24 protein-coding genes are annotated in these 25,953 nt (G+C 55.4%); 8 read left to right on the top strand and 16 right to left on the bottom strand.

The annotated features are described in order from the left end of the window. Nucleotides 1–105: 105 nt before the first annotated feature. Nucleotides 106–2,235, top strand: a complete 2,130-nt coding sequence (gene scpA / locus B9A24_RS12920) for a methylmalonyl-CoA mutase (protein ID WP_084446440.1) — start codon at nucleotides 106–108, stop codon at nucleotides 2,233–2,235. A 543-nt stretch (nucleotides 2,236–2,778) separates the two neighbouring features. Beyond that, nucleotides 2,779–3,588 carry a class I SAM-dependent methyltransferase gene (locus tag B9A24_RS12915; protein ID WP_084446439.1) on the top strand — a complete coding sequence of 270 codons (810 nt, stop codon included), beginning with the start codon at nucleotides 2,779–2,781 and terminating at the stop codon, nucleotides 3,586–3,588. 129 nt (nucleotides 3,589–3,717) lie between these two features. Here the strand turns inward: B9A24_RS12915 and B9A24_RS12910 are convergent, their stop codons facing one another. From B9A24_RS12910 to B9A24_RS12900, 3 genes are all read right to left on the bottom strand, one after another. After that, the gene (locus B9A24_RS12910) at nucleotides 3,718–4,125 is read right to left on the bottom strand and encodes a DoxX family protein (RefSeq protein ID WP_200813921.1); all 408 of its coding nucleotides are present in this window, start codon (nucleotides 4,123–4,125) and stop codon (nucleotides 3,718–3,720) included. 100 nt (nucleotides 4,126–4,225) lie between these two features. Beyond that, nucleotides 4,226–4,708, bottom strand: coding sequence for an ankyrin repeat domain-containing protein (locus B9A24_RS12905; RefSeq protein WP_084446437.1), 483 nt, complete (start codon nucleotides 4,706–4,708; stop codon nucleotides 4,226–4,228). Nucleotides 4,709–4,894: 186 nt separating this feature from the next. Then, nucleotides 4,895–5,335 (bottom strand): DUF4174 domain-containing protein, encoded by a 441-nt coding sequence (locus B9A24_RS12900; protein ID WP_084446436.1) that lies wholly within the window; start codon nucleotides 5,333–5,335, stop codon nucleotides 4,895–4,897. Nucleotides 5,336–5,584: 249 nt separating this feature from the next. On the opposite strand from B9A24_RS12900, the gene B9A24_RS12895 reads away from it, so the two are divergent. After that, nucleotides 5,585–6,676 (top strand): WD40 repeat domain-containing protein, encoded by a 1,092-nt coding sequence (locus B9A24_RS12895; protein WP_084446435.1) that lies wholly within the window; start codon nucleotides 5,585–5,587, stop codon nucleotides 6,674–6,676. Nucleotides 6,677–6,691: 15 nt separating this feature from the next. Further along, a complete protein-coding gene (meaB, locus tag B9A24_RS12890) occupies nucleotides 6,692–7,669 on the top strand; it encodes a methylmalonyl Co-A mutase-associated GTPase MeaB (protein WP_084446434.1) in 978 nt (325 codons plus the stop codon). A gap of 63 nt (nucleotides 7,670–7,732) precedes the next feature. On the opposite strand, the gene B9A24_RS12885 is transcribed toward meaB, so the two are convergent. The 3 genes from B9A24_RS12885 to B9A24_RS12875 all read right to left on the bottom strand — a co-directional run bounded on the left by B9A24_RS12885 (nucleotide 7,733) and on the right by B9A24_RS12875 (nucleotide 13,315). Further along, nucleotides 7,733–10,267 carry a DUF5916 domain-containing protein gene (locus B9A24_RS12885; protein ID WP_159452041.1) on the bottom strand — a complete coding sequence of 845 codons (2,535 nt, stop codon included), beginning with the start codon at nucleotides 10,265–10,267 and terminating at the stop codon, nucleotides 7,733–7,735. A 161-nt stretch (nucleotides 10,268–10,428) separates the two neighbouring features. Next, on the bottom strand, nucleotides 10,429–12,906 hold the full coding sequence (locus B9A24_RS12880) for a M56 family metallopeptidase (RefSeq protein ID WP_084446432.1): 2,478 nt from the start codon (nucleotides 12,904–12,906) through the stop codon (nucleotides 10,429–10,431). Further along, a complete protein-coding gene (locus B9A24_RS12875) occupies nucleotides 12,893–13,315 on the bottom strand; it encodes a BlaI/MecI/CopY family transcriptional regulator (protein ID WP_084446431.1) in 423 nt (140 codons plus the stop codon). Before B9A24_RS12875 ends, B9A24_RS12880 begins: the two co-directional genes overlap by 14 nt. A gap of 497 nt (nucleotides 13,316–13,812) precedes the next feature. Here B9A24_RS12875 and B9A24_RS12870 point away from each other — a divergent pair, with 497 nt between their 5' ends. Both B9A24_RS12870 and B9A24_RS12865 read left to right on the top strand, forming a co-directional pair. Further along, on the top strand, nucleotides 13,813–14,259 hold the full coding sequence (locus B9A24_RS12870; protein WP_084446430.1) for a YsnF/AvaK domain-containing protein: 447 nt from the start codon (nucleotides 13,813–13,815) through the stop codon (nucleotides 14,257–14,259). 65 nt (nucleotides 14,260–14,324) lie between these two features. Beyond that, nucleotides 14,325–15,215, top strand: coding sequence for a YsnF/AvaK domain-containing protein (locus tag B9A24_RS12865; RefSeq protein WP_084446429.1), 891 nt, complete (start codon nucleotides 14,325–14,327; stop codon nucleotides 15,213–15,215). A 93-nt stretch (nucleotides 15,216–15,308) separates the two neighbouring features. On the opposite strand, the gene folB is transcribed toward B9A24_RS12865, so the two are convergent. The 3 genes from folB to B9A24_RS12850 all read right to left on the bottom strand — a co-directional run bounded on the left by folB (nucleotide 15,309) and on the right by B9A24_RS12850 (nucleotide 17,898). Further along, nucleotides 15,309–15,695, bottom strand: coding sequence for a dihydroneopterin aldolase (folB, locus tag B9A24_RS12860; RefSeq protein ID WP_084446428.1), 387 nt, complete (start codon nucleotides 15,693–15,695; stop codon nucleotides 15,309–15,311). Between the two features lie 118 nt (nucleotides 15,696–15,813). Next, nucleotides 15,814–16,824 carry a DivIVA domain-containing protein gene (locus B9A24_RS12855; protein ID WP_084446427.1) on the bottom strand — a complete coding sequence of 337 codons (1,011 nt, stop codon included), beginning with the start codon at nucleotides 16,822–16,824 and terminating at the stop codon, nucleotides 15,814–15,816. A 132-nt stretch (nucleotides 16,825–16,956) separates the two neighbouring features. Further along, nucleotides 16,957–17,898 (bottom strand): WD40 repeat domain-containing protein, encoded by a 942-nt coding sequence (locus B9A24_RS12850; protein WP_084446426.1) that lies wholly within the window; start codon nucleotides 17,896–17,898, stop codon nucleotides 16,957–16,959. Between the two features lie 301 nt (nucleotides 17,899–18,199). On the opposite strand from B9A24_RS12850, the gene B9A24_RS12845 reads away from it, so the two are divergent. After that, complete coding sequence (locus B9A24_RS12845) at nucleotides 18,200–18,730, top strand: 4'-phosphopantetheinyl transferase superfamily protein (protein ID WP_159452040.1); 531 nt, start codon at nucleotides 18,200–18,202, stop codon at nucleotides 18,728–18,730. 86 nt (nucleotides 18,731–18,816) lie between these two features. Further along, complete coding sequence (locus tag B9A24_RS12840; protein WP_084446424.1) at nucleotides 18,817–19,428, top strand: redoxin domain-containing protein; 612 nt, start codon at nucleotides 18,817–18,819, stop codon at nucleotides 19,426–19,428. Nucleotides 19,429–19,603: 175 nt separating this feature from the next. On the opposite strand, the gene B9A24_RS12835 is transcribed toward B9A24_RS12840, so the two are convergent. The 7 genes from B9A24_RS12835 to B9A24_RS12805 form a co-directional block, all read right to left on the bottom strand. Then, entirely contained in the window at nucleotides 19,604–20,476 is an 873-nt protein-coding gene (locus B9A24_RS12835; RefSeq protein ID WP_084446423.1) for a transglutaminase-like domain-containing protein, read from the bottom strand. A gap of 169 nt (nucleotides 20,477–20,645) precedes the next feature. After that, the gene (locus B9A24_RS12830) at nucleotides 20,646–20,825 is read right to left on the bottom strand and encodes a hypothetical protein (RefSeq protein WP_084446422.1); all 180 of its coding nucleotides are present in this window, start codon (nucleotides 20,823–20,825) and stop codon (nucleotides 20,646–20,648) included. After that, complete coding sequence (locus tag B9A24_RS12825) at nucleotides 20,818–21,390, bottom strand: ATPase (protein WP_084446421.1); 573 nt, start codon at nucleotides 21,388–21,390, stop codon at nucleotides 20,818–20,820. The genes B9A24_RS12830 and B9A24_RS12825 overlap by 8 nt, the downstream gene beginning before the upstream one ends. 67 nt (nucleotides 21,391–21,457) lie before the next feature. Further along, nucleotides 21,458–22,153, bottom strand: a complete 696-nt coding sequence (locus B9A24_RS12820) for a serine protease family protein (protein WP_143434927.1) — start codon at nucleotides 22,151–22,153, stop codon at nucleotides 21,458–21,460. Between the two features lie 62 nt (nucleotides 22,154–22,215). Continuing rightward, nucleotides 22,216–23,844, bottom strand: a complete 1,629-nt coding sequence (locus B9A24_RS12815) for an acyl-CoA carboxylase subunit beta (RefSeq protein ID WP_084446419.1) — start codon at nucleotides 23,842–23,844, stop codon at nucleotides 22,216–22,218. A gap of 100 nt (nucleotides 23,845–23,944) precedes the next feature. After that, the gene (locus tag B9A24_RS12810) at nucleotides 23,945–24,988 is read right to left on the bottom strand and encodes an MlaD family protein (protein WP_084446418.1); all 1,044 of its coding nucleotides are present in this window, start codon (nucleotides 24,986–24,988) and stop codon (nucleotides 23,945–23,947) included. A gap of 66 nt (nucleotides 24,989–25,054) precedes the next feature. Beyond that, nucleotides 25,055–25,861, bottom strand: a complete 807-nt coding sequence (locus B9A24_RS12805) for an N-acetylmuramoyl-L-alanine amidase family protein (protein ID WP_084446417.1) — start codon at nucleotides 25,859–25,861, stop codon at nucleotides 25,055–25,057. Nucleotides 25,862–25,953: the final 92 nt, after the last annotated feature.

Genomic DNA, 25,953 nt, shown 5'->3' with positions numbered 1-25,953 from the left:
CAAGCTAAGCAATGAAACACGCGAGATGCTTCCTGCGGGAGGCTAGATCAAGCACGACGTTCGAATTTTCAAACACTTCCCAGGCCACTTTCACCTCACCCAACCATGAAGCCTGACTTTTCCCGGATTCCATACGATGCGGCGCCGTTGCCGCCCGCCCCGGCCGCGCCCACGCAGGCACTGACGCCCGAACAGATTCCAGTCCGTAGCTACTACACGGCCCAAGATGCCGCCGGCCTCGATCATCTGGGGTTCGGAGCAGGCGTAGCGCCTTACCTACGGGGGCCCTACGCTACCATGTACGTGCAGAATCCGTGGACCATCCGGCAATACGCGGGGTTTTCGACGGCTGAGGAAAGCAACGCTTTCTACCGTCGAAACTTGGCTGGGGGGCAAAAAGGCCTTTCTGTCGCCTTTGATCTGGCGACGCACCGCGGCTACGACTCCGACCACCCGCGCGTGGAGGGCGACGTGGGCAAAGCGGGCGTCGCCATCGACTCGGTAGAGGATATGAAGATTCTCTTCGACCAGATTCCGCTGGATCAGATGTCGGTATCGATGACCATGAACGGGGCCGTGCTGCCGATTATGGCCTTTTACATCGTGGCGGCGGCGGAGCAGGGTGTGAGTCCGGAGAAGCTGGCGGGCACCATTCAGAATGATATTCTGAAGGAATTTATGGTGCGCAATACCTACATCTATCCGCCCGCGCCGAGCATGCGCATCATCGCCGACATCTTTGCCTATACGGCCCAGCACATGCCGCGCTTCAACTCCATCAGCATCAGCGGCTATCACATGCAGGAAGCTGGCGCCACCGCCGACCTGGAGCTGGCCTACACCCTCGCCGACGGCCTTGAATACGTGCGCGCCGGCCTGGCCGTGGGCATGGACGTAGACCAATTTGCCCCCCGACTGTCGTTTTTCTGGGCAATTGGCATGAACCACTTCATGGAAATTGCCAAGCTGCGTGCCGGGCGCCTGTTGTGGGCCAAGCTCATGCAGCAATTTGCCCCCCAGAACCCAAAGTCGCTGGCGTTGCGCACGCACTGCCAGACCTCGGGCTATTCTCTGACGGAGCAGGACCCTTTCAACAACGTAGCGCGTACCTGCATTGAGGCAATGGCCGCCGCGTTGGGCGGCACCCAAAGCCTGCACACCAATGCGCTGGATGAGGCCATTGCTCTGCCCACCGACTTCTCGGCCCGTATTGCCCGCAACACCCAACTGTACCTCCAGCACGAAACCGACATTACCCGCGTCGTGGACCCGTGGGGCGGCTCGTATTATGTGGAAAGCCTCACCCACCAGCTCGCCGATAAAGCCTGGGCGCTGATTCAGGAAGTGGAAGAGCTGGGTGGTATGGCCAAAGCCATTGAGACTGGCTTACCCAAAATGAGGATCGAAGAAGCTGCGGCCCGCAAGCAGGCACGTATCGACTCAGGCAAGGAAATTATAGTAGGTGTAAATAAGTACCGGCCCACTGAAGAGCACAAAATCGATGTGCTTGATATTGATAATGCCGCCGTCCGGGAGGCGCAGCTCGCCCGGCTGGCGACTACAAAAGCTGAACGCGACGCTGTCGCGGTACAAGCAGCGTTAGAGGCCCTGACGGAAGCGGCTCGCAGCAGCTCCGAAAACCTGCTGGCGCTGGCTGTACAAGCTGCCCGCGTACGCGCTACTCTTGGTGAAATCTCGGATGCTTTAGAAAAAGTGTACGGACGCCACCAAGCCACCATTCGCGCCATTTCGGGCGTGTATTCCGCTGAGCTGGACTACGACGCCGAATTTCAGCGTACCCGCGAGATGGCTGACGAGTATGCCAAGCTGGAAGGGCGTCGACCACGCATTCTGGTGGCTAAAATGGGGCAGGACGGCCACGACCGGGGCTCGAAAATTATTGCTACCAGCTTCGCCGATGTGGGCTTCGACGTAGATATTGGCCCTCTGTTTCAAACGCCGGCCGAGGTAGCCCGCCAGGCCACCGAAAATGATGTGCACGTAGTAGGCGTGAGCAGTTTAGCCGCTGGCCATAAAACCCTGATTCCACAGCTTATCGAGGAGCTTAGAAAGCTCGACCGCGCTGACATTCTGGTAATCGCCGGCGGCGTGATTCCGGCCCAGGACTATGACTTTCTTTTCGAGATGGGAGTAGCTGGCGTCTATGGACCCGGAACGGTAATTGCAGTAGCAGCGCAGGAAATATTGCAGAAGCTAAAGGAGCTTCAGAAATGACCCACTGCTTAAGCGTTACCACGGATCTATTTGTATTTAGGCTGCTATCACACGGTATAAGTAAAATCAGTGTCGCCTTTCTAACACTTAAACTCTGTTAATTTTGATAACCTATAACTAAGTTTAACCCTACTAAAGCAATTTCAGACTCAGTGTACAGGATGTAGCGCGAACACCGAAGTAAGGTAGAGCTACGCTTCCGCTTCGCGCATCGTTGCCGAGGTTTTACAAGCCACTAGAAATGCTTCCAGCCAGTCACTAAACGATGCGTGAAACCTCTGCTTTACGCTATATCAACCAGCTATTCTGTACGGCAACTCCGAAATTCTAAGTTGTTAGTTGACTTACAGGTATGTACTGACTCAGCTTATATAGATTATGCTTAAAAATTATAGCTGATGAGCTTTCCTTACTTACTCTCTTATCTATTTTAAATTTATTCAACTACAAACAAGGATTTTTATAGGATTAAAACGACATTAAAGCATATCTTGCATATCTTGCACTGATAAATCTTTAGCCTTACTTCTTACAATTAACTTGATGAAAGCTCAGTTACGAAATACTTTAGCTCGGATTTATCGCTCCAGTGAGCGAGTAGTACGAGAGAACTTACATCTGTACGATTCAGAAGATAAGCTAATATCTGATTCTCAACATTATTGGGAACGCACTGACAAAGAGTACATTCCAGGCAATGCCCATTGGCGTGGCACAGGTGTATTCAAGAACAATGACGAGCGGTGGCTCAAGATGGGCCGCCACAATTACGAGATGTACCGCCGCTTGGCGGGCGTGGCAACCCTTGATAATCAACCAACCAGCATTGTAGACTGGGGGTGTGGTGGTGGCGCCAATGCCGTACATTTCGCGCCGGGCTCGAGCCGCTATTATGGCACTGATATTACCTCTGCCAGCGTGAATGAGTGCCAGAAGCAACTAGTACAGGAAGGCTTTCATCGCTTTGTTCCTATACAGTTTGAAGCTGGCACCCCCGAAACGGTCCTCAGCACTATTACGGAGCCCTGCGACCTGTTTTTCTCGACTTACGTCTTTGAGATTTTTCCTACCAAAGCCTACGGTAGCCGTGTATTAGATATCGCCTATAAACTCTTAAAGCCGGGCGGGCAAGCTTTTATTCAGATTCGCTACGCCGACAACACACCTATAAGCCAGCCGCATCGTTGGGGCTACGCCCAGAATCTACCACATATGGTGACGTACCGTATCGAGGAGTTTTGGGGAAACGCCATAAGCTGCGGCTTCGAACCGCAACTCGTTGCACTGGAAATTGAGCAGGAAGTAAAATTGGGGCGGCGCTACGCCTACTATTTGTTAACCAAGCCAGCTTAGCCTGTTTCCGGGCGAATTTCCGCATAGCAAAAAGCATCATAAAAAGAGGGCCGGCTTTTCTAACGCTTTGTTAGATAAGCCAGCCCTCTTTTTATGATGCATCGTTAGTTGGCCTATGCTATGTAGTATTTAGCGCGGCAGCACGTCGCGCCGATCTTTTCGTATCAAATTATCGACGCTCCAAGGGCCGGAGCCTTGCGCGGCGATATACAGGAACACGAAGCAGTACACAACTGCCGGCTCTCCCTGATTGAGAATAGGAAGGCTTCCTTGCGGCGCGTGGGCCATAAAGTAAGCTACGGCCATAGTACCACTGGCTATGAAAGCAGCAATGCGCGTCATAAGTCCGAAAGTAATCAGCAAGCCACCTACCAACTCAATGACTCCGGCAAGGCCTATGAGAGAAGCAATTTCCACGGGCGGCTTGTCACCGGGAAAACCCAGTAGCTTCTGGCTACCGTGCATCGCGAAAAGCAACCCCACCACAATGCGCAGCAAGGCATAAATGTAGGGGGCAAATCTGGCTAAGCTGTCCATTGAGAGAATATGTATAACCTGTTTAGCAACTTCATAACGAACATGTCAGCAGCAATTTTGGGTTGTTATACGGCCAATAGATAGGGAAGTGGTCAAACAGCTACTGGAGCAGTTGTAAAGCCTCCTCATTGCCCTGCTGCACAGCCAGATCCAACGCGGTAAGCCCCCGAATATCCTGGATAGTGGTATCGGCGCCGGCGTCGAGCATCAGCTTCACGAGCTTATTACGCCCAAACAACGTGGCAAACATGAGCGCTGTGCCGCCATTACCGTTCTGCAGGTTCAGGTCGGCCCCGTGCGCTATCAGCAGACTGGCAACTTCGGCGTGGCCTTTGAAGCAAACGCCCATTAGCGCATTGTTTCCGCCAGCATCCTGCACGTTTACGTCGGCTCCAGCTTCCAGCAAGAGTTGGGCAGCTTCCAGCTGATCGTCGTAAGCAGCCACGATGAGTGGGGTAAAGCCTTTGCCGTTCACGGTGTTTACGTCGACGTTGGCATCCAGCAGTTCTTTCAGATAAGTAACATCACCCCGACGGGCGGCATCAAACAGTAGATCTTCGGGACGGGCAGAGGAGAATGACATGGAACTATGCGTGTATTTTAATGAAATGATTGCAATGCATACGGTTACAACCCTGAATCGGCCATAACAACCGGCGCTGGGGGGCAAATTTCGAATCAGTAGCGGCTAACTTACAAGATAGAAGCGCTCTGGCTTTGGGACGCTCCTATTATCCTTCTAAGCCCAACGCACCTCTCACCCACGATCCTACTTACCTTTTGCACGCATCTCCTGGCGCCGCATGGGCATGGTATCGATGGTCTCAAATAAGGTCTTGGGGTCGATGGGATTAGTTTCCTTTCGCTTTACACCCCCATCTTTCCCAATGAGTACCACGGCGAAATCGCCCGGCTCTACCGCCAGCGTCTGGCGGATGTACTGCTTTTCGGTGGTGCTCAGGCATGTTTCAATAGCCTCGATGATAAGTATATCGCGAGCCTGCACCTGCGCTTTGGCGGTCGCCAGGCTGGCCAGCTGCTGCTTAAGCTTGGCTGATTCGGCCGTGGAAGCGTAGAGAACAACAATTCTTTTCCGCCACCGCTGAGCTTCTATCCTCTCCGGCAAGGAAGACTTAGTCGCTGGCACCTGAGCCACAGTACCTAAGACAAGGCCGCTTAGTAGTAACACCAGAATAAAGGAACGTAGCATGCGCGACAGGAAAGAAGTGGGGCTGATACGGCCTTGATCAGATAGTGGCCACTAAGGAGCTTTTTAGTTTTGTTGGGTTCAAAAAAGCCCCCCAGCTTGTCTTCTAACTACGTAAAGTGCTTGTCTGTTACTTTTTGCTGATGGTTTTCGCTGGAGACTGCGACCGGTAGCTATATTATCTTGGCACGAAATTCCGTTTTCCCTTCCGTAGCACCCGTTACTACACCTGCCCTAGCGCTTTGCAACTCTATGAAACGACTTCCTTTTTTGCTCTTGTTCGTTAGCCTTCTTACCACTTCCACAGCCTGGGCTCAGGCCGAGCAATCTATCTGGTACTTCGGCAATATGGCGGGGCTAAGCTTCGCCCAAGGCAAGCCCACTCCCCTACTCGACAGCAAGATGGTGAGCTACGAAAACTGCGCTGTAGCCACTACTAAAAGCGGCCAGCTGCTGTTTTACACCAATGGAGGCACTATCTACAACCGCCAGCACGCGCCCATGCCCAATGGCCGCCGGCTGATGGGCGGCCCGGAAAGCACGCAAGGGGTACTCATCGTGCCCGACCCCGGCAGCGGCAACATCTTCTACGTATTCATCACCGACTTTCAGGGCCGGCCCGGCGGCATGCGCTACTCCGTGGTGGACATGACCCGCGACAACGGCCTGGGCGACGTGCCCCGCGCCAATATGCTGCTCATCTCGCCCGTGGCCGAAAAGCTGGCCGCCGTGCGCCATCAGAACGGCCGCGACGTGTGGGTGGTGGGTCACCGCTGGAACTCCAATGCCTTTGTGGCTTACCTGGTCACGGCCGATGGGGTGCAGACCAAGCCTATTCTGAGCAACGTAGGCACCATGCACGCCGGCCCCGGCCGCAATGCCATCGGCTGCCTGAAATTCTCGCCCGATGGCAATAAGCTGGCCGCTGCCATCTGGCGCGAAAGCAACAAGTTCGAGGTTTTTGACTTTGACCGGAATACGGGGCTGGTGAGCAAGCCGCGCCAGTTTGGCCCCTACGAGGAAGCCTACGGCGTAGAGTTCTCGCCCGACGGCAGCAAGCTCTACGGCACCAACAACGGCACCGGCGGCGGGGCGGCCCAGATCTGGCAGTTTGACCTGAAAACCGACAAAGCCACCAAAATCGGCGACTCGAAGAACCGCAAAATCGGGGCGCTCCAGCGGGGGCCGGACGGCAAAATCTACGTGGCCCGCGAAGACAACCCCTTTCTGGGCATTATTGGGAACCCGAACGCCGCCGGCCTGGCCTGCCAGTACAAGGACGATGGCATCAGTCTGGGGGGCAAACGCAGCAAGTTTGGCTTGCCCAATTTCATCGTTAAGTAAGGGCAACCCGCACCTATGGCCAAACGCTTCACCGCCGATGAGTACGTGGCCGGCATCCGGGCCGGCAACCGCGTCGTGCTGAGTCGGGCTATTACGCTGGCGGAAAGCACCCTGGCTACCGACCAACAGCTCGCTCAGCAAGTACTCGACGCGGTGATGCCGCAAGCCGGCCGCTCGGTGCGAGTAGGCATTACGGGGGTGCCGGGCGTGGGCAAAAGCACGTTTATTGAGGCCCTGGGGCTGCATTTGGTAAATAAGCTGGGCAAAAAGCTGGCGGTACTGGCCGTGGACCCCACCAGCCAGCGCAGCGGGGGCAGCATCCTGGGCGACAAAACCCGCATGAGCGAGCTGGCGGCCCACCCGGCGGCTTACATCCGGCCCTCACCGGCGGGCCGCTCGCTGGGCGGCGTCACCAACAGCACCCGCGCGGCGCTTTTGCTCTGCGAGGCGGCCGGCCACGACGTGATTTTCGTGGAAACCGTGGGTGTGGGCCAGAGCGAGACAGCCGTGCATGGCATGGTCGATTTTTTTCTGCTGCTGATGCTGGCTGGGGCCGGCGACGAGCTGCAAGGCATCAAGAAGGGCATCATGGAAATGGCCGACGCCGTGACCATTACCAAAGCCGACGCTGGCAACGAACTGGCCGCGGCCCGCGCCCGCCGCGAATACCAGAATGCCCTGCATCTTTTCCCCAAAGCTGCCTCAAGCTGGGCGCCCTTGGTGACGACCAGCTCGGCGCTGACGGGCGCGGGCGTGGCGGAAGTGTGGGAGGTAATAGAGCTGTACGAGCAGCAGATGCAGGCCAGCGGCTACTTTCAGCGCCGCCGCCAGGAGCAGAATCTGCACTGGCTGCATGAGGCCATCCGGCAGGAGTTGGAAGAGCGCTTTTATGCCAATCCCCGCGTGCAACAGCAGCTGGCCGAGATGCGGGAGCAGGTGATGGGGGGCAAAAAATCGCCCTTTAGCGCCGCCGCCGAGCTGCTGGAACTATAGCTGGCAAGTAGCACGACAATGTAGCACGTAGTGGCACTCCGTGCTACTGATATACGCGTAGCCTTACCGCCTTTTTTTCAGCATCAGATAATCCAGGTAGTAGAGTACCTTCACCGATACAGAGTTATTGTGGGGCGTGTTGATGGTGTTGCTCAGGTTGTCGAAGTAAAGCGGGGTGGCCTCGTTGGCTTGCAGAAAGGAGGTGCCCGCGTTTTTCCAGACGATGCTGATCTGGGAGCCGGGCGCGAACCACCACGAGTACACGGCATCCACATTGAAGGCGTTGTAGGTATTGTCGCGGTTGCGGCGGTAGTCCACGGGCTGCTCCGCGCCGCCGGGGGCCAGGGTGGCAAAGTCCTGGTAGCGCACGTTGCTGGTGTAGTGGCGGGTGCGCACGGTCAGCGACATCCGGTTGGTGAAGGTGTAGGCCACCGACAGCACGTTGGACACCGTAACCACGTCGCGGCGGCCCAGCAGAATCTGGCCTATGAAGGGCTGATCCAGGGTATCGCGCGCGCTCAGGCCGCCGTTCACGTAGCCCACCTGGTGGCGGCGCAGGTTCCAGTCGAGGCTGTAGCGGAAGTTGAGCTGGTTATTGACGCGGTAGCGCGGCGAGATGCCCAGGCCGTAGCCCATTCGGCGCGGGCGCGGCAGACGCTCATCCCGGGCGTAGGTCCGGACGCCCCCGTTCACGTCCAAGGCCAGCTTTTTGCGGTAGTCGGTGGAGATGTAGCCGCCCACGTTCAGGCTGGTGGGCACGCGCACGTAGTAGTCACCCAGCGGAAACACGCGGGGCTCGAAGTAGTCGTGGGTGGTGGGCTGGAAGTTGAGGTTGAAGCCCGTGCTCAAAAAGTTTTTGGTGAAGGTGGTATTGGCGCCGGCGTATACACTCACGCGCTGGTAGCGCCTAGGCCGGTAGAGCAGAGAGTGCTCTACGCCCCCGAAGGTGTTCAGCCGATTGACTTTCCAGAATGGCTTGTAGATGTTGTAGCCCAGGTCCAGGCCCTGGCTAATGGAGTTGTTGCCAAACAGAATGCCCAGATCGTTCGGGTTGTAGGTATCCGACTCGATGCCGTGGCTGACGTTCCAGGTGAAGTTGCCGCTGATCTTGCCGTAGCTCAGCCCGTACTTGTAGCCGTCGCGGTCATCGATTCGCTGGTCGGAGCCGAAGACCTGGCCCCGGCGGCGCGAGTAGTTAGCCTGCCCGTTCAGGGCATAGGAGTTTTTTTTGTTGGCAAAGCGAAAAAGCCCCCCGGTCACGTTCGCGTCGTAGGTGCTGCCCCAGCGCGTGACGTTGGTGTTGATCAGGCTCACAAAAGAGTTATTTTTCAGGCTCTGATCGAGCACGGCAATGCTGTAGTTGCTCAGGGGCTGGGTCAGCACCTCGCGCTCCTGGCCGGTTTGCGCGTCGCGGAGGGTGGCGTACACGTTGTTCGACACGGCATTAAACAAGCCCACGCCCAGCCCCTTGCTGGTACGACCCGATACTTTGGTGGCATTCAGCAGGCGCGTCTCGGCCGGGTTGCGCACGATCTTTTCGTTTTCGCCCACCGTCACCTCGTAGAAACCAATGGGCGTGGCCCCCACCCGGCGCGAGTAGAACAAATTGCCTTTGTTGAACAGCTCCGTACCTTCGGTAAAAAACTGCCGGTTCTCGTTGAACTGCACCTCAAAGGGCGACAGGTTGAGTACCTGGTTGTCGCTTTGCACCTGCCCGAAATCCGGCACCAACGTGGCATCCAGGGTGAAGCTTTCGTTGATGCCCCACTTCACGTCGGCCCCGCCGTTGAAGCTGGTGGTGGTGCGGCGCGTGCCCTCCGCGTTGAGCGGGTTGTGGTTCACGTAGCTCGACACGTAGGGCGTCAGCGACAGGCGCAGCGGCGGCTTTACGTCCCGGATGCCCAGCAATTCGCCCCACTGGTTCACGAAGCCATCGACTTCGGGCCGCACGGGGTTCCAGAAAAACTGCTGGCGCGTGGCCTGGCGCTGACGCACGAAGTTGAGTCCCCACACCTGCTCGGGGTTGCCGCTGAAGCGGATGGCGGAGTAAGGAATGCGCATTTCAGCTATCCAGTTGGTGCCGCGCAGGGTGGTGCGCGAGTCCCAGACGGCATTCCAGTTATAGTCATCACCCACGGCCGGCGAGTAGCGCGCGTCTACCTGCACCCCGCCCGAGGTGACGGCGAAGCCGTAGCCGTTGAGCTTGTCGTGGTAAGTGTCCAGCATTACCCCGAAGTAGTCGGAGTTGTTGATGTCGTCGCGCTGGCTCAGTTCCCGCAGAATGGAATCGGGGCTCACGTCGTGCATCACGGCCCCGATGTAGAGGTTGGCGTCGTCGTAGAGCACGCGCACCTCGGTTTTGTGGTTTTCGGGGCGGCCGGGCGTGGGCCGGTTCTCGATGAAGTTGGTGGCAATGGGGGCCTGCTGCCAGATGGCCTCGTCCAGCACCCCATCGAGCTTGATGTTGTCGGTGATGCGCAGGGCCTGGAGCTGGCGCTTAGGTGCGGTGGCGGCCGGGGCCGCCGTGGGGGGCAAATTTTGCCCCCCAGCCAGGAAGGTGACTAATCCTAACCACCAGCACAGTAAAAAACGGCGCATAACACTGCTTATTAAAATCAAAAAATCGGGATATGGCCTTATAGATGCGCCCGGCGGGGCAAGCGTTGCCGCTGGGGGCATTTTTATTAAAAAAAGCCGGCTATTTCCTGGAAATAGCCGGCTTTTTAGGCCCTCATCTTATATCGTTGTTTCCTTATCCTCTATTCCTGCACGTTGACGGTCATGTTGAACTTCTGGCCGCGCCCGTGCTTGTCCAGCAGTTGGCGGTAGCGGCTGGCTACTGCCTCGGGCTGGCGCTTGCCGTTCACGGTCAGGCCCTTGTCGTTGAGCTGAAACTGGTACGACTTGTCGTTCTGGCCAATCAGCCCATCAGCCCGCAGCTGACTGCCCAGGTCCACGGACCCAAAGGTGGCGGCGCGGGGTGGGCGCGGCGGCCGGGGCGCCCGGGGCGGATTGGGAGGCGTGGGGGGCAGCGGCGGCGCGGGCGGCGCGCTGAAGGTGCTGGCCCTGGCATTGGGGCCACTGGAATGGACGCGGTTCACGTTGCTGCCGCTGTACGTCAGCAGCACGGAGCCCGAGGGGCTGATGGCGCGTCCGGTGCCCTCTTCGTACAGCTTGCGGTATTTGGCATACGCCGCGGCCGACTGCTTTTCGCCGTTCACGCGCAGCTCGGTGGCATTCATCATCAGCTGAAAATTCTGCCGATCCTTGATCAGGCCGTCTTTGAGCAGCTCGGCGATGAGGGCCTCGTCGGCCGCGCGGTTGCGGGCGTCGCGCTCGGCACGGGAGGCTTCTCGCTCGGCGCGAACCGTCTCTCGTTCAGCCTGGGCCGCTTCCCGCTCGGACTGAACGGCTTCCTGCACTTGTTCGCGCTCCTGCCGGATATTTTCCAGCTGCTCTCTGATCTTTTCCCGCTCCGTCTCATTGGTGGCCCGGCGCTCGGCCGCGCGCAGGCCCAGCTCCGCCGACCGCAGCGCCTGGCTACGGATTCTTTCGTCGTCAACTACTTGCGCGCTGCCCCGCAGATTAAGATTTCCCAGGTCGCGCGTCATCCTCTCGGTGTCCACCGTGAGCTCCCGTAGCGAGCGGCGCAGCTCGTTTTGGTCCAGGTCGGACAAGACGGAGCTGGCCAAGCCCGAATCGATTCGGGCGTCAGCTCGGCCGTACAAGCGGGTGGAGCTGCCTGTGCTGAGGCGAATAACCTGCGTCCCATCGGCTTTATTTCTCTTTTGCGCTTTGCCCAACGCCTGGCTATCAATGCGCTGGCCATCAACAATCACCTCCGTCAGGCGACCTTTTTTGTCGCGCTCCAGCACGATGGTGCCCTCCTCACGCCGGCCCCGCGCGCCATCCTGGATGATAACCATACGGTTGTTATCGTCCTTCCGCCGGCGCTTCTTTTTGTCCTTGTCCTTGTCTTTATCGCTTCCTTCTACTGTCTCACGCAAAGGGCCCTGGGGGGCAATTTTGGTGATGGGAGGCACTACCAGCAGGCCCGGCAACAAGTCGGCCCGCCAGGTATTGCCGACTGCCATCGTTTCATTCCGGCTGTTCTTGAAGTGCGGATCAGCCATGGAGAAAGCCGTACTCACGCCCAGCAGCACGATGCCACCCAGCACTACCACGGCCGCCATAAAGCCTTCGGAGAACGTGGGAGCCGAACGGCGCTGCACCAACCGCCGCACCCGGCCCAGCAGCGAGCCATCGGGCCCGACGGCGGCCACCGCCAGTCGCGGGGTGGCAAAGCGGTCGTGGCCCAGCTCGGCTAGTCCGGTAAGCGCCAGCGCCAGCGTCAGCGGGCTGCCACACAGGGCCGTAGCCATGTCGTCGCAGCAGTTTTCGCGCTCGGTGCGCAGGCAGGCATTCACGAACCAAACGCCGGGATGATAGAAAAAGAGAATCTCGGTAATGGACTGCACGAGGTTCATCAGGTAGTCGCGCCGGATAATATGGGCCAGCTCGTGTGCCAGAATTGCCTCCAGGTGCGCCTGGCTCAGGCCCGAAATGGTGCCCAGTGGCAGCAAAATAACGGGCCGCAGGTGACCGGCCACCAGCGGCGCCTTCACCAGCGCCGATTCCAGCAGGGCCACTGTCCGGCGCAGCCCCGCCCGATTGCCCAGCGCCGCCAGTCGGCGCTGCCACTCGGCCGGCAGGGGCCGCACGCGGTAGTGCCGCAAGCGGTCCAGGTAGGCCAGCCCGCCCAAAAAACGCAGCGTCATGGCCAGTAAGCCCAGCAGCCAGGCCGCTACGATCAAGGGCAGGTGCTGGTCGAAGTACGGCAGCCACGACGCAGCAGCGGCAGCGGGTGTAGCTGGCTGTACGGGTACGGCAGCTGTCAGGCGCTTATCAAGTGCGTAAACCAAGGGGAAATTGCCCCCCAGATTGGTTGAAACGGACGCTGGAGCGTTGGCCGTCGTAGCCAAGGCAGTTGGCACTACCTTAGCATCGGGATTTTCGGCCAGATAATACCGGCTAAATGTAACTACCGCCAAGCCCAGCAGCGCGACCAGGGCCACACCCGCCACCCGGTAGCGAATGCGCGCCGTGTGCTGCCGCAACAATAGCAGCAGCCCGGCTAAAGTCAATGCCACCACGGCTCCTTGCCACAGCGAGTGCACGAGGGTCCAGCCCAACGCCCGAACGATGGCCGGCGATAAAAGATGCTCAAGCCAGCTCATCAGTCCCTCCTTTCTCGGCTGCGTTTTTCTGTTGCTCCATATCGTTGAGCAGGTTCCGGATCTGGTCCAGCTCGGCCGGTGAGGTACGCTGGTGGCCCAAGGCCTGCACTACCAGCTTGAGGGCCGAGCCGCCAAAGGCCGCGTCCAGGAGGCGGTCGATGAGCAGGCCTTGGGTTTCCTCCTCGCGCACGGCGGCGCGGTACACATGGGTGCGGCTCTCATCGTCGCGGAGCACGAGGCCCTTGTCGAGCATGAGCTGCAGCAGCTTCAGGGTAGTAGTGTAGCCCACGTCGCGCTTGCGGCTCAGCTCGTCGTTCACGAGGCGGACGGTGGTGGGGCCGTGCTGCCAGAGTACCTGCAGGATCTCCAGTTCCGATTCGGTTGGTTTGGGAAGGGGTAGCTTGCTCATTGATTCTGAAAGTTATAGTAGTACGAAGGAATTCGTATGACAAACGTATACGAAAGCTATCGTACTAGCAAGCTTTATATACGAATAATTTCGTATACCATTCCCAGCGGTTACTCATCACTTGTCCGGGCCTTCAAAGTCACGTAAGTAAGTGGATTGTTGCGGCCTTCGGTTTTATGACAGTCAATCAATCCGATAAGATAAGTCGCATGGCATGTCTATCTATGGGTTTAGATTTAACCGTGAATATTAAAGTCAACCTCAGCGGCACTGGATTTTAGACAATTATAATATAAGCATTTGACATCTAACAAATTACAATATTTATGTAACCCTATTTAAATGTTTTTATATGACAAAACCAATATTGTTAGTGTCGAGCTTTAGTAAAAAAACAGGAATAATTTTTCATCAATTTTCAACTTAGCCAAAGACACCCCGTATTATTTATTGTCTGAGTATCACAACCTAACCCACGGCTATCAGCGCTTTCGCCTATGGAGCCTTCCACTAATCAATTCGACAACCAACAGCCTTATCAGGTGCCTGATCCCCGCGTCACAATTCCCGTGGTGGAGGAGCAGTTGCAGATCGGGAAGGATGTGGTGGAGACTGGCCGAATTCGGGTATCGAAGACGGTGCAGGAAGAACAGCGCGTGGTAGATGTACCCGTTATTCAGGAAGAAGTAAACGTAGAGCGTGTCACCATCAATCAATATGTAGCTACTCCGCCAGCGGTCCGCTACGAGGGCGACACGATGATAATGCCCATTTTAAGGGAAGTGTTAGTCGTTGAAAAACGGCTGCTATTAGTAGAAGAAGTACGCATTACAAAGCACCAGACGGAAACGCGTACGCCCCAACAAATAACGCTACGCAAGGAGGAAATTCATTTGCAGCGCATAGCGCCTGATCCCACCTCCCCCTCCGACCCCACTACCTAGACTTTACCCTTTACCAACCTATCAATCTTTCTTTCATTCATCCCCAATCCTAATACCTTAATATCATGGCACATACCGTAGTAGGAGTATTCAACACTGCCGCTGAAGCCCAGCGTGCGGTACAGCAACTTGAGCAGAATGGATTTCAGCGTGATTTCGTGGACGTAGCGCCATATAATCAGGGCAGTGATTCCGGCAGCAATTATAACTCTGGTGCCAGCACCAGCACTAATACCACTGGCACCCGCGCCGAAGCGGCCGCAGATAATGTGGGCGACAGCATTGGCAATTTTTTCAGCAACCTGTTTGGCAGCGACGACAACAGTACGGCCAGCAACTACTCAAACGTAGTGCGGAGCGGTAAATCATTGGTAACGGTACATGCCCAGTCAGCCGCGGAAGCTGAGCGGGCTCGCGACTTTCTTGATAATTACGGCGCGGTAGATGTTGATGATATGGCTTCGCAACACAATGCTGGCACTTCCGGCAATTCCTATGCGGGTGCTCAGTCTGACACTGACCAAACCGGCCAAACCGACTCGATGAAAGTGATGGAAGAGCAGTTGCAAGTAGATAAGCGCGTGGAGCAAACAGGGGGGGTGCGTTTGCGCAGCCGGATCGTGGAGCGCCCCGTAGAGGAGCATCTACGCCTGCGTGAGGAGCACGTAAAAGTAGAGCGCAACGCCGTAAACCGTCCGGCTACGGAAGCAGATTTTGCCGCCTTCAAAGAAGGTGAAATTGAAATCACGGAGAGTGCGGAACGTGCCGTAGTAGGCAAAGAAGCCCGCGTGGTGGAAGAAATCAGCCTTGGAAAAGAAGTGACCGAGCGGGAAGAAACTATTCGGGACACGGTGCGCAAAACGGAAGTGGATATCGAGCAGATTAACGATTCGACCAAAAATACCACGAATACCAACAACCCTAATAATCCTAATAATCCGAACAGAAACGCGTAAGCGGTGAGCAGCTGTCAGCTTGCTAAACATAAAAAAGGCGACCATAACTAGTCGCCTTTTTTATGTTTAGCAAGCTGACAGTAAACGTTTTTTCTACTTTTCTGGGTTCTGGGGGGCATTTTGGGCTCGTTTGCGCTTGAGAGTAATGCGTGCCCGGCGGCAAATGCCCCCCAGTGGTGGGTTGAACTTCGATACGCATACTTTCACGGTGTACACATGCGGAAACTGGGTTAGAATGCGGTCCATTACCCGATGCCCCACATGCTCCAGTAGCCGCGCCGGGGCCAGCATCTCTTCTGCTACCAGGCGGTAGAGTACCTCGTAGTTTACGGTTTCCTGCAACTTATCAGAAGCACCGGCCGCGTGCAGGTCAGTTTGGATGTACAGGTCTACGCCGTACTTATTCCCGATCTTCTGCTCCTCATCATAATAGCCGTGAAAAGCAAAGAACTCCATGCCCTCCAGCGCGATTTGTTCCATGATAGTACGTGATTAATAGTGGCGTAATGCCCTGAAATGACCAGAGAGGTGTGGGCGTAAAAAGCGCAAGGCCCGGCATAGCTTGCGGGCCTTGCGCTTTTTTCAGTCGTGGCTGAGATTAGATCTCGTCGAAAAACGATTTTTCGACTGAGGCCGCGGTAGCCATACCCGGATGCGTGGCCGGCGAAGGCGGCATAATCTCGGGGTGGCTGGGTCCTACGGGTTGAATGTCGGGCATTGGACGCTCAATATCGGGTGCGCCGGGCGCCGGGACGCGCGAAGGCTCCGGCTGGTAGATACGCGAAGGGTCGGCTTTGCCGGGGTTTTCATCGGGCGAGCTGGGCCGAATATCGGGGCCGGGCGTTTGGGCTGGCGCACCGGGGTCGGGCTGCTGGCCGGGTTTAGGGTTATAGTTACCGGGCTGAGGGCCAATGGGGCGGGATTCGGCCACCGAAATGCCCCCCAGGACGGCGCTGGAAGCGCCAGCTACCGCAGCAGCCGACGAAGTAGAAGCAGAAGATACACGCATGGCAGAGTCATTTTGGGGTGAAGGTTCGGTCCTGCTACCCTGTACGCTCTCGACCCGCGAAAGGATGGCGGCGGCCTTTGTTTTAGGTCGGGCTTTCGCCTTTGCTACTTTCTCCAGCGCGTCAGAAGCCAGGTGTTGCAAATCGCGCACGAGGTTTTCCATCTGGTTTTCCAGCCGATGACACTCTTGCCCCAGGCTATTGACTTCGGTGCGCATAGCTGCCACGCTTTTCTCAGCTTCGCGGGTAGCTTCTTCTACCAACCGACGCGCCTCCTGCCGGGCCTCGCTTAGCAGCTGATCCGCTTTGAGCTGCGCTTCGCGAACCCGCAAGTCAGCATCGCGCTGCGACTGCTCAGTGATGCTGTTGCCCGTGTCTTCGGCCGTTTTGAGGGTGCGGTAGAGGCTGGTTTCTACCTCGCGCATCTTCTGCACGTCGTGGGTAGCGTGCTCCAGCTTCAGGCGTAATTCCCGGTTTTCGTCGCCCATGCGCTCCCATTGCTGCGAGAGCGTGATCAGGAAGGCTTGTACTTCGTCCTTATCAACGCCGCGGAAGGCTTTTTCAAAGGTTTTCTGCCGAATATCAAGGGCGGTTATTTTCATTTCAAGGAGTAATTAAGAGTCGAGCCATTGACAGTGAGCAGTGAATCGATTGGCCGCGGTACGGCGGTTGCAATGCAGCCAGCACTACGAACCACGGATATGATGCCGCCACGCGGCTAGTTGACCAATTCTTCATTGCTCACTGCTCATTGTCAATTGCCAAACCGCCAGGCTGCGGTCGTCGCTACACGAAACTAGCCGATTCTGCCTCCCCGACCAAAATAACTTGTTGACGGAAGTGCCGTGGCCCGCGTGCCGGGCCTTATCCACCACCCGCAGCAAGCGTCCGGTTTCGGCCTCCCACACCTTAATGGACTTGTCCATACTGCACGTAGCCAGCAGCAATCCGTCGGGGCTGAATAGCAGGTGGTTAATGGTAAACATGTGGGCCACGATGCTGCCTACTTCGGCATAATTGCCCCCCACGGCCCAGGTGCGCAAGTGAGCATCGCGGCCGGCCGTCAGTAGCTGCTGACCATCGGGCGAGTAAGCAGCGGTAAATACTGAGTTGCTATGACCTGTAAGCGTATACTTCACGGCCAGCGAATCAGCATCCAGAATACGCACCGCTGTATCGCTGCCACCCACGGCCAATTCGCCGCGCTCCTCGTGCAATGCCAGGCAGCGCAGGCTTTTCTCGCTGAGAGAAATTAGCTTTTCCAGCGCAAAATCAGTGGCTCGCAACACGGCCAGCACCCCATTGCCGAGGGCCACGTACAAGCGCTGCCGGGGCGCGGAATACGCAACATCGAAGATGGCAACTGGTGGCAGAGCCGTGCTATGCACCAGCTTTCTTTCGGCTAACGCAATAGCCTGCACGCCCTGAAAATTGTGCCCCAGCACCAACAATCCTCGTTCAGGCAGGTAGTGCAGGGCATATACCGAATTTTCGACCCGAGCTACCAGCTCCCCATCGCGCGTGAGGTCATCAATGCTCCACACGGCGACCATTCCATCGGTGCCAGCCGAAAAGAAACGATCTTCCTCAGCGGCGCCGGCCAAGGCATACACGCAGTCGCGGTGGCCACTGAGGGTAGCCAGTTTCTGCACTTGCGGACGAGAAATCAACGGCATGGACGAGGTAAAAATTTAGGGCGAAATTACAGTGGTTTTTTCAAGCCTCTAGAGAAACAACTTGCAGTTGATTTTTCTAAGCAATTGGAGTCCTGCTTTTAACCAAGTCCGCAATAAGCAGGCGGTCTTGCTTTGCTGCGCGCGACATGACGTTCTAATTCCTCAATAAATCATGCCTCTATACTCCCTCACGCCGCTTTCCGAACATGCGTTACTAGGGCTGTGGCATCTTACGGAAATGCCCCCCGCGCTACATTCTCTTCTCCCCCACTCCGCGCACTATGCTTCGCAGCAGCCGGCAGTGCGCGATTTAACCCGCCAGGCGCAGTGGCTGGCGGGGCGGGCGCTGACGCATACGCTTTTGCGCAAGCTAACCTCTGTCCACGCCCTCCTGCTAAATGACGTGAACGGCCGTCCTTATCTGGAGCAATTGCCTGATTTTGCGGTTTCATTGTCACATTCGGGGGAGTGGGTAGCAGGAATTGTAGCGGCTCAAGGGCGCGTTGGCACAGATGTTGAACTGATAAGACCCAAAGCGCAACACTTGGCGACCCGGTTTCTAGCTGAAACTGAAAGAGCCAATGCCGGCGATGACTTAGCTAAATATAGTCTCTATTGGAGTGCCAAAGAGACATTGTATAAGCTGCATAGTCGCCGGGGCGTGGTGTTTAAAGAGCAATTGTTGCTCAACCCGTTTGAGCTGCGGGAGGCAGGTGTTTTGACGGGGCACCTGCTACTCGAAAACTTCCGCAGCCAACACCAAATTTCCTATCAACGCTTAGCAACCGACTACGTGCTAACGTATTGCGTTGAAGATGCTACACACGGCTGAGTTTTGCCTGCTTCATCTAGTTAAAGACATAAAAATCTACTTAGTAAGATTTGGCGCTTCGATTCTACTTCCTAAACTTCCCACCCATGCTCTTTCGCCGTATTTCCATTCTTGCCGCCACGGCCCTGCTCTTCTGTACCATTGCGGTAAGTGTGGCCAAGGCGCAGGATGGCCGCACCGTCAATGACTTCAGCCTCACCAGCCCCACTAATGCCACCATTACGCTGAGCAGCTATGCCAGCAATAAGGCTGTTGTGGTTGTATTCGTAAATCCTAACTGCGCCTTTTCCAAGCTCTATCAAAGCCGGCTCAGCGCCCTGAATGCAACTTACAGCGGCAAAGGCGTGCAGTTTTTGTTTATTAATGCGCCCATTAATCTGGAGGCTACGGCTGATGCTATCGACGCCGATAAGCTGAAGATGAAAACCACTGGCACCGACGACTATCCTTACCTCACCGATGAAGGCCAGAAAGTAAGCTCCCTGCTGGGCGCTACCAAAACGCCGGAGGTCGTGATATTGCAGCCCGTCGAAAAGGGATTTGCGGTGCGTTATAAAGGTGCTATCGACAATAACGCCCAGATAGAAGCCTACGCCAAAGAACACTACGTAGCTCAGGCGCTGGATAATATCCTGGCCGGCAGGCCCGCTGGCGTAGCCGATAAGCGAGCAGCAGGCTGTTTGATTAAAAAAATGTAAATCGGTTAGCTTATTCACAAGAAAAAGCCCCCCAGCGCTTTGCCGGGGGGCTTTTTTGTGGTCCTACAACTCCAAAGTCATAGGACTACTGTCGTTGAAGTGATGGAAAAGCCAATCAAAGATGGGCCTACGCTAGTGGCAGTACGGCTTTGGAATCGTACTACCACCTTTTTACTTATTCCTTAGGGTCAATATCAGTTAGGGGAGCTATTTCATCGGTCAGGATGGCGAGAAGCTTGCTCACTTCGGTGGCTTTGGCGGGCTCTTGCAGCTTCTCGAAGCTCATAACCAGGTTGCGCAACGCCCGGCGCACGATGTCGAGGTGCGAGCAGGGCATATAGAAAATATCGTTGGGCGATAGGTTCAGTTGCGCCACGTAGTGCTCAATATCGGTGCGCGAGAGGATAAGGCCACGGTTGTAGCAGTTGATATAAAACGGCTCCGAAATCTGACTTTGCGACTGATACATGAGCACAAACAGATTGGGCAGATTCACGCCATAAACCGGCAAATTCAGCCGCTGCGCCACCAGCATATAAATCACGCAGAGCGTAAGGGGATTGCCGCGCTTGGTTTCCAACACCAGGTGCAGCATGGAGTTGGCCGGCGAATGAAAGTTCTGCGTGTTGGCCCCTAGCTTATGCGCCCGGAACAATACATGGTTAAGCACCTGCACCTGGTCGGTGGGGTGCATGTTAGGGCGCATCAGCGTCCAGGCTTCAAAGCGCAGCTGCTCAACAGCCCGATTCAGGGCCTGCAAATCGGCATCCGGATATTGGTAGGAGTTGAGCAGCCACATGCCTTCAAGCAGGTTTTCACCGCCCGAATCGCGCCACACGCGCAGCCGCTGCTTCAGGCCATCAAATTGCAAATCGTGAATCAGATCCTCCAGGCGCTGCTGCTGGCGCGGGTCGAGGCTCTCCTCCCACGATTCTTCCAGAAAGGGAATTAGCGTTTCGCCCAATGCCTGAATCCGCTCCTCAATCTGGGGGGCAATTTCGGGGTCGTCGAGCAGCGAGATAAGTGCTTTAATTTCTTTATTGGTCATGTAGCGGATGGTCGGGGCGTGTGCAGCGGCCCCGAGTAGCACGAAGTAGCAAATAAAAGCAACCGACACGGTTTCGCCGCCGCCGGTTGCCTGTTTATTAACACGTAGAAGGTGCTGGAATGTTCACTCCGGTGGGCACGAGCGTTAATTCTCGCAGAGGAGAGTTGAGTTAATTTTCCTGAGTTGCGGGGGGCATTTTATCAGGATGCACCTCTAGAATCTGCCCGTTGCGCGACACGATGACGGGCGTCTTTTTGTAACGCTTGAAGTTCAGCATAGCGGCGTAGGCGGCTACTAGACCTGCTTGTAACTGGCGGTCAACCCAATCACTTTTTTCCTGATCAGTCATGGTAGGTAATAGTCAAGTGCTGCCACAGTTTTGAATCTAATACAACTTCTTCGCTGGAAGTACCTCTGGCAATTACTTGTCCTATGCCATTCGAGTTGTCTAGGAATACCCATTTATCGACGGTACTTCGGTAATGAGAGAAAAACTGCCGTAGTCCGCCTTCGTAGCGCCGTCGGATTACCGCCTCCGGAATACTATGGCCTCCCTCCTGCACTCTGATTCTCACCCGCTGTACTGCCGAATCCGGTGAGTCAAGCCAGAAAAAGAACAAACTGACGTGATACCCTTTCGCCCGTGCCATTTTGATGAACGGCAAATAGATTCGGGTAGCCAGCGTCGTTTCTAATGCAAAACTTTCTCCGGCCGCGACCAAGTCCTGCAAGCGCGTGAGCATAAGCCGCCCAGCCTGCACACTCACCGCTTCCGGCTGAAAAGGCGAAAGTCCACGCGCTATTTCATCGGCATTCACAAACTCGTGGCAATCCAGCAAACCCGGCAGCATGGCAAAGGCCGCTGTGGTTTTCCCAGCTCCGTTGCAGCCAGCAATGATGTAGAGCCTTTTCATGAGTGGAAAGGTATTGTTTACCGGGCGGCGCGGACGGATTCGCAGCATAGCTGCTCAAGCGTAAGCGTCACTCGGCGCAGCCGAGCGACTGCGGAGGGTATGTGTTAATTATTTCTTTTATAAAGAATGCCTTGATTCCATAGCCTATTGTTGGATGTTTATTGTTTTGACCTACGACAACTCCATCCAAATTCATACACTCATCTTCAACATAATTTAATATAGGTGCACCAGATATTCCTTTAAGATTTACTTCAGCATTAAACATGAAATAGTATATAGAATCATCTAATAAATCTTGAACTTCCTTTACAAGTTTAAAACTTAATATAGAATGACAATTTTCGACTTTACTTGAAAAACCCGTGATTTTCAAAAAACCGTCATAGTTCAAACTAAGATTTTCATTAAGCAATGGAAGAGGAAAAGCATTGTTCTTCAATTCGCTTGGAGTATCATTTAATTCTAAAACTGCTAGGTCCAACACTTTAGTATCGCTTAAATTATATGTATTATACCTAATAGATAATTTATCAGAACTTATTAGCAGCTCTTTATGAATTTCTATTAGACCATCAGGGGTCAATATCGATACCTCAGCAAGCAAATTATTTATAGATGGAACACTATATTTATCTAAGGTAGAGCTTGGGCAAAACAAATGTTTTGCTGTGACCAAAAAATACGCCTTATTATTAACGATAAATCCAGTTCCACGAAAACTACTACCGTTACCAATTGAAGATAATCTAAAGGATATCATAACTAAAGTTGGACTAAACTAAAACGATGAAAGATTATTTTAATCAATAAGCAATTATGTTCTTATACCTGAATAACGCCCACATTAAACGCCTTCTCAATCGGTGCATGGTTCGCAGCATCAATACCCATTGAAATTACCTTGCGCGTTTCCAGCGGGTCAATTACGGCGTCTACCCATAAGCGGGCGGCGGCGTAGTAAGGCGAGAGTTGCTCCTCGTAGCGGTTCTTGATGCGGTCGAGCAATTCCTTTTCGGCTTCGGGCGTGATTTCTTCGCCTTTGGCTTTTAGGCTGGCTACTTGTATCTGGAGGAGCGTATTGGCGGCGGCGGCTCCGCTCATTACTGCCAGTTGGGCCGTGGGCCAGGCCACGATGAGACGCGGGTCGTAGGCTTTGCCGCACATGGCGTAGTTGCCGGCCCCGTAACTATTACCCACGATAACCGTGAATTTGGGCACCACCGAGTTGCTCATGGCGCTTACCATCTTCGCGCCGTCCTTGATGATGCCGCCGTGCTCACTTTGCGAGCCCACCATGAAGCCCGACACATCGTGCAGAAACACCAACGGAATGCGCTTCTGGTTGCAGTTCATGATAAAGCGCGCCGCTTTGTCGGCCGAGTCGGAGTAGATGACGCCGCCCATCTGCATACCCGTTTTCTTCGACTTCACGATTTTGCGCTGGTTGGCCACAATTCCGACCGCCCAGCCATCAATGCGCGCCAGCCCGCAGATAAGGGTTTGGCCGTAGAGGTCTTTGTAAGGCTCAAACTCCGAGTTATCCACCAGGCGACGGATAATATCCATCATATCGTAGGGCTTGGCGCGGTCGGCGGGTAGCAGGCCATATATTTCCTCGGGCTTCTCGGCCGGCGCGGCGGGCGCGGCGCGGTGGAAGCCGGCGGTGGGCTGCCCCCCCATCTTATCAAAGATGTTGCGAATATGGTCGAGGCACTCTTCGTCGCTCTGAAACTTATAGTCAGTCACGCCCGAAATCTCGGAGTGCGTGGTAGCGCCGCCCAGCGTCTCGTTGTCGATGCTTTCACCAATAGCCGATTTCACCAAATAAGATCCCGCCAGAAATACCGAGCCCGTGCCGTCCACGATCATGGCCTCATCGCTCATGATAGGCAAATAAGCCCCCCCGGCCACGCAAGGCCCCATAATGGCGGCCAGCTGCACGATGCCCATGCTGCTCATCACAGCATTGTTGCGGAAAATGCGGCCGAAGTGTTCCTTATCGGGGAAAATCTCGTCCTGCATCGGCAGGTACACGCCCGCCGAATCGACGAGGTAGATAATGGGCAGCTTGTTTTCGATGCTGATTTCCTGGGCCCGCAGGTTCTTTTTGGCCGTAATCGGAAACCAAGCACCCGCTTTCACGGTGGCATCGTTGGCTACTACCACGCACTGCCGCCCTTTCACGTAGCCAATCACCACCACCACGCCGCCCGAGGGGCAGCCACCATGCTCCTGGTACATACCTTCGCCTGCAAAGGCCCCTATCTCTACCGTTTCCGCGCCTTCATCCAGCAAGTAGGCTATCCGCTCGCGGGCCGTGAGCTTGCCTTTGGCTTTGTGGGCCTCGATGCGCTTTTCACCGCCGCCCAAGGCTACTTTCTTATGACGCTGGCTGAGTTGGAAAATGAGTTGTTTGACTTGATCTTCGTTTTTGTTGAACTCCAGATTCATGCGGGTGGGAAAAGGGTGTTGGGGGGCAAATTTGGGTGGTAGGGCACAAAAAAATCCGCCCGAAGGCGGATTTCAAAGGTACTTAAAAATGGCAGACGCCTTATTTAACTGGCGCAATGACCGAGTCGACAGGAGCCATAGTTTGCGGGCTATCAGATTTTACTTTCTGCTCGGTTTCTATTTCGCCGTTAGGCTTTTTGGTCACTTCTTTCTTGGCTTTATCCTTGCCGCCAAACGAGATTAGCGAGAAATTGACGTAGCGCTTGGGGTTGGCCTTGAAGTCAACGAGCAGCGCGTCGGTGCTGGCAGCGGAGGCGTTGAGGTTGGTATAGAGCGAGTCATCATTGATAAGCTTGCCCAGCGAGCCTTTGGTACTGGTCAACGACTGGTTGAGCGAGGCCATGGTAGCCTGAGCTTCCGTCACGGTAGCATTCATTTTGCGCACCGTCTGGCTCAGGGGGGCATTTTTGAGCGTGTCCGTGATTTGCGCCAGGTTGGTAGCCAGGCGGTCGAACTTACGCTCTGTTACGTTGAGCGAGCGGGTCAGCTCGGCCATATTAGTCGTAATCTGGTTGATGTTGCGCTGATTCATAATCAGCAGGTTTTTCAGCGCCTCCGTCGAGCCCTGAGCGTTGAGCAGCGTCGCTTGCAGACTTACACGGGCATCTTTGGTCAGAAAGCTGTTTACCTTAATCAAGGTCGAGTCGACGGTCCCCAGCACGGGTAAAGCTTTGGCCTGAAACGCATCGGTAATACTGGCTACGGTATAGGACTTCAACTCCTCCCCGCCGTCATATATCTTCGAGTTCTTGCCCATGAATAGCGTAATGGTCTTGCTGCCCAGCAGCGTACCCGAGAGGCTGGCCACGGTGGAGTCGCCTACCACGATGTCCTTGTTCAGCTCGAACTGTACGCGCACCCGGTTGCCTTCTTCCGGTACCAGGTGCATTTCGCGCACCTGCCCCACTCTCACCCCGTTCAGGATAACGGGGTTGCCTAAGGCCAGTCCGTCCACGTTGTCATACTTGGCGTGAAACGTGCGGCTGGAGGAGAACAGATTGCTTCCTTTCAGGAAGGTAAACCCGAAGTAAAGGGCTACGATTGCCACGAGAGCGAGCAGGGCTACTTTGATTTCTTTTGACACGTCGGGTCAGCTGTTAGGGAAGGTGAGGAGCAGGCAAATAAGGTGTTAAATGCCATTGGGGGGCTTTTAGTCCCCGTTCATAGCTTCTAACTCATTCTTATAATCCCGGAATGCCCGGTATATACCCGAGGCCATATACGACTGACCCGATTTATCGTTCAGGTAGCTTTCCTCGTTGCGGTTGGTCAAAAACCCGACTTCGATCAGAGACGACGGCATCGTCGATTTCCAAAGCACCAAAAACCCAGCTTGCTTCACCCCGCGCGACTTCCGGCCCACCTTTGTTTTAAACTGATAGTCAACCTTTTGCGCGAAGCGCAGGCTGTTATCTACGTGGGCGCTCTGAAACAGGGAGAACAGGATATGACTCTGGGGCGAGTTGGGATCGAAGCCGCTGTAGCGAGCTTTATAGTTATCTTCCTGTAAAATAACTGCATTCTCACGCTTGGCTACGGCCAGATTAGCGTCGGTTTTGGCCGTACCCATCGTCCAGACCTCGGTGCCGTAAGCGGCAGATGGCCCCGCGTTGCAGTGCACGCTGATAAACAGGTCGGCATTATTTTTATTGGCAATGCCGGCCCGGTCGGCCAGCTCCACGAACACATCGGTCTTGCGGGTGTACACTACCTTCACATCGGGTTCATTGGCTTCGATGAGCCGGCCCAGCTCCAGAATTATTTTCAGGGACACGGCCGCCTCACGGGCCGACACGCCCGCGCAGCCTCTATCCTTTCCGCCATGGCCGGCATCCAGCACTATAGTGCGTAGTTGGTACTTCCTGGGGGGCAAAACCGTGGAGCCTGGGGCCACGGCTACCGACGAGCCAGAAATAAACAACAGACCCACCAGACAAACAGCTACAATATTCCGCACAGAGTTCGTTAGTTGGAGTAGCTACCCGCTACCTTTGCAAATCGCCACAAAATAAACGATAAAAACTACGTGGCCTTGTCCGCGCCGTTCCG

The organism is Hymenobacter roseosalivarius DSM 11622 (assembly GCF_900176135.1).
GTDB lineage: Bacteria > Bacteroidota > Bacteroidia > Cytophagales > Hymenobacteraceae > Hymenobacter > Hymenobacter roseosalivarius.
This window is presented reverse-complemented; position numbering and strand designations above follow the sequence as displayed.

Excerpts from the sequence above, each read along its gene's own strand:
- B9A24_RS12825 (WP_084446421.1), bottom strand. The coding sequence starts at position 21,390 with ATGAAAAGGCTCTACATCATTGCTGGCTGCAACGGAGCTGGGAAAACC.
- B9A24_RS12900 (WP_084446436.1), bottom strand. The coding sequence starts at position 5,335 with ATGCTACGTTCCTTTATTCTGGTGTTACTACTAAGCGGCCTTGTCTTA.
- B9A24_RS12910 (WP_200813921.1), bottom strand. The coding sequence starts at position 4,125 with ATGGACAGCTTAGCCAGATTTGCCCCCTACATTTATGCCTTGCTGCGC.
- B9A24_RS12855 (WP_084446427.1), bottom strand. The coding sequence starts at position 16,824 with ATGAAAATAACCGCCCTTGATATTCGGCAGAAAACCTTTGAAAAAGCC.
- B9A24_RS12905 (WP_084446437.1), bottom strand. The coding sequence starts at position 4,708 with ATGTCATTCTCCTCTGCCCGTCCCGAAGATCTACTGTTTGATGCCGCC.
- B9A24_RS12830 (WP_084446422.1), bottom strand. The coding sequence starts at position 20,825 with ATGACTGATCAGGAAAAAAGTGATTGGGTTGACCGCCAGTTACAAGCA.
- B9A24_RS12885 (WP_159452041.1), bottom strand. The coding sequence starts at position 10,267 with ATGCGCCGTTTTTTACTGTGCTGGTGGTTAGGATTAGTCACCTTCCTG.
- folB (WP_084446428.1), bottom strand. The coding sequence starts at position 15,695 with ATGGAACAAATCGCGCTGGAGGGCATGGAGTTCTTTGCTTTTCACGGC.
- B9A24_RS12820 (WP_143434927.1), bottom strand. The coding sequence starts at position 22,153 with ATGATATCCTTTAGATTATCTTCAATTGGTAACGGTAGTAGTTTTCGT.
- meaB (WP_084446434.1), top strand. The coding sequence starts at position 6,692 with ATGGCCAAACGCTTCACCGCCGATGAGTACGTGGCCGGCATCCGGGCC.
- B9A24_RS12870 (WP_084446430.1), top strand. The coding sequence starts at position 13,813 with ATGGAGCCTTCCACTAATCAATTCGACAACCAACAGCCTTATCAGGTG.
- B9A24_RS12875 (WP_084446431.1), bottom strand. The coding sequence starts at position 13,315 with ATGAGCAAGCTACCCCTTCCCAAACCAACCGAATCGGAACTGGAGATC.
- B9A24_RS12865 (WP_084446429.1), top strand. The coding sequence starts at position 14,325 with ATGGCACATACCGTAGTAGGAGTATTCAACACTGCCGCTGAAGCCCAG.
- B9A24_RS12915 (WP_084446439.1), top strand. The coding sequence starts at position 2,779 with ATGAAAGCTCAGTTACGAAATACTTTAGCTCGGATTTATCGCTCCAGT.
- B9A24_RS12815 (WP_084446419.1), bottom strand. The coding sequence starts at position 23,844 with ATGAATCTGGAGTTCAACAAAAACGAAGATCAAGTCAAACAACTCATT.
- B9A24_RS12880 (WP_084446432.1), bottom strand. The coding sequence starts at position 12,906 with ATGAGCTGGCTTGAGCATCTTTTATCGCCGGCCATCGTTCGGGCGTTG.
- B9A24_RS12835 (WP_084446423.1), bottom strand. The coding sequence starts at position 20,476 with ATGACCAATAAAGAAATTAAAGCACTTATCTCGCTGCTCGACGACCCC.
- B9A24_RS12840 (WP_084446424.1), top strand. The coding sequence starts at position 18,817 with ATGCTCTTTCGCCGTATTTCCATTCTTGCCGCCACGGCCCTGCTCTTC.
- B9A24_RS12850 (WP_084446426.1), bottom strand. The coding sequence starts at position 17,898 with ATGCCGTTGATTTCTCGTCCGCAAGTGCAGAAACTGGCTACCCTCAGT.
- B9A24_RS12895 (WP_084446435.1), top strand. The coding sequence starts at position 5,585 with ATGAAACGACTTCCTTTTTTGCTCTTGTTCGTTAGCCTTCTTACCACT.
- scpA (WP_084446440.1), top strand. The coding sequence starts at position 106 with ATGAAGCCTGACTTTTCCCGGATTCCATACGATGCGGCGCCGTTGCCG.